Annotated in this window: 3 protein-coding genes; 1 reads left to right on the top strand and 2 read right to left on the bottom strand. The window is 57.3% G+C overall.

The features are described 5' to 3' along the window. Both NW818_RS12575 and NW818_RS12570 read right to left on the bottom strand, forming a co-directional pair. Positions 1-466: energy transducer TonB (locus tag NW818_RS12575; protein WP_414424743.1), on the bottom strand; the 466-nt coding region annotated here is incomplete at its 3' end. Between the two features lie 4 nt (positions 467-470). Beyond that, a complete protein-coding gene (locus tag NW818_RS12570; RefSeq protein ID WP_414424742.1) occupies positions 471-1346 on the bottom strand; it encodes a hypothetical protein in 876 nt (291 codons plus the stop codon). Positions 1347-1609: 263 nt separating this feature from the next. Between NW818_RS12570 and NW818_RS12565 the strand changes: the two genes are divergently transcribed. Then, positions 1610-2453: Rieske 2Fe-2S domain-containing protein (locus tag NW818_RS12565; protein ID WP_414424741.1), on the top strand; the 844-nt coding region annotated here is incomplete at its 3' end.

Below are 2453 nucleotides of genomic sequence, written 5' to 3'. Positions count from 1 at the left end.
AAGCAGTCAGGGTCGGGTAGTTTACTTCTTCGCCAACATAGCTCTCGGGCAAAGGAGCAAAGGGGGCTGAGCGCTGGATGGCACTGAGCACGGCTGCATCCAACAGGGGATCTTCTGAGGGGGTTTGCAGGCGCAGTTCCCGCAAGGATCCCTGTCGATCCAGACGCACCTGCACCACCGTTACGTAGGATCCGGATGCCCGCCGTACCATCCAGTGTTGGCGAACCCTTTCTTGAAATTGAGCCAAGTAGTCTCCCCAATTCGGATCGGCGGTGGCATTTAGGCTGGGTGGGCCTGCCTGAGAGGACTCGATCCCACTGGTGCGACCGAAGTCGGAGTTGTGGGATCCGGTAGGAAAAGTCGGGGGCAAGGTGGGAGAAGGCTCTTCCAACGGGGCTGCGATCGGCTCTGGAGAGGGCAAAGTTGGGTGCGGATCCGCTGGAGCCGACAGGTAGGGTTGTGGCAAAACCTCAGGAGAACTTGCTGCTCTTTCGGGTTGAGGCTTGAGGCTTGAGGGATTGAGCAGGAGAGATCTGAGCCGATTTGGTCTCCACTGCTGCTGCTGAGGAGGTAGCCAGTAGGCTTTGCAGATGCCGACGATAGTCCTGTAGTTGTTGGCGCTGCAGAGAGGACAGAGGCCAGCGATCCAGCCATTCTTCCGTCAGATGTAGCGCCTCTGCCCAATTGTGATCGGCAACTGCCTGCTCCAGAGCTGCTAAACCCGCTGATAGATTTTCTAACCTGGCCTCTGGCTGCTGCTGAGGAGAGGCAGAGTTCCGGGCGGGCTGGGGCACCTCAAGCTCCCTTGTCGGCGGAGAAAGGATCTCAGGGACAGGACTCCCTGCGGCTGAGGCGAGCAGAGGCTGTGCCGTTGCAGAAGTGACCTCTACCCATTCACCTGGATTGGCCACTTGCGACTGCCCCACCGATACGTGATCCCGAGGTTCAGAGACACCGGACTCACGGGCGGAGACGGGCGCAATCCACTGCGGCTCTGGGGGCGGCTCATCCGCCATCTCCACCCACTGAAAGGAGATTATCTCCTCCTCCGGGATCCCAGGCCGCCAACCCATCCAGCTCATCGCCATGAAATGCAACGCGATGAAATGCAACCCTGCCGAGAGCACATTGGCCAGCCCCAGGCGCCAAGGTAAGGAGCGGCGTTCCTGCTCTCGTTTTTGTTGAGAACGGCTGAGGCGGGGCTCTGGATCCACCTCTCCGTCTGTCAAGCAATTTGCCTGGCTCTCAGCAGCCGGTTCTGGTTTGGGGGAGGTGGACTCTGCAGTAGGTTGGGCCGGGATCCCTGTGTTACGGAGATCTCGGTTGGGGTTCAATTCGTTTTGCACCTTTCCACCTCTCCCCACAGCCACATGCCAACAGAAGCCCACTGACACTTTTCTACTTCCCTCAATCAATAGCCCATCTCTGGATAGAGGGGGAGTTGTCGATGTCCAAACGCGACCGCTGTGGCAGGGCAAAGCTGTGTTGGCTTATACGGACTTCGGGTATTTCGACGCCTACTCTTTTTGCTGAGGGCAATGCTTTGAGTCACCTGGGCTCACGAAAAGCTGGCTCATGATCCTTCGAACAAGACTTGTGGAGCGGGTTTATGCTTGTTACCCAGCAACCTGTCCTGAGGCGGTTTTGGTACCCTGTGATCCCAGTATCAGCTCTGGAAGCCGGCCCACAAGCTTTCACGCTGCTGAAGACCCCTTTGGTGCTTTGGCTCAATGAGTTGGGGCAGCCCTGCGCCGTTTTGGATCGCTGTTGCCATCGCTCCGCTCAACTCTCCAAGGGGGTCGTCTGCAATGGCCATATCCGCTGTCCCTATCACGGCTGGGAGTTTGACGGCTCCGGCACCTGTGTGAAGGTGCCCCAACTTACAGACAACTTCATCCCCCCTACCTACAAGGTGGAGGGGTTTCGCTGCCAAGAGCGCTACGGCTATGTTTGGGTGGCATTGGCAGAGCCCTTGACCGATATTCCCGAGATCCCAGAGGTGGCGGATTCCCGGTTTCGCCAAATTCATCAGTTCTATGAGGTCTGGAAATGTGCTGGCCTGCGCCTGATGGAAAACTCCTTTGACAATGCCCATCCCCACTTCGTCCATCAGCAGAGCTTTGGGGTGATCTCCGAGCCTGTACCCCCCGATCTGGACAGCCTTGAAGAACTGGAATATGGCCTTCGGGCCACCTCTGTTTTGCCGGTGTTCAACAGTGACTTGCAGAAGCAAAACTTGCGGATGTCAGAGGATCGCACAGTGCGTATCCTGGAGGGCACCTGGTTTATGCCTTTTGGTCGCAAGCTCAAAATCACCTACCCCAACGGCCTCATCCACATCATTTTCACAGCGGCTACCCCCATCGACGACCAAACCTCGCAGGTGGTGCAATTCTGTTTGCGCAACGATTCAGAAGCAGAGGTGAGTGCTGAGAGCATGACTCTAGTCAATA

Origin of the sequence: Synechococcus sp. R6-5 (genome assembly GCF_047461775.1) — a bacterium.
Taxonomy (GTDB): domain Bacteria; phylum Cyanobacteriota; class Cyanobacteriia; order Thermostichales; family Thermostichaceae; genus Thermostichus.
This window is presented reverse-complemented; position numbering and strand designations above follow the sequence as displayed.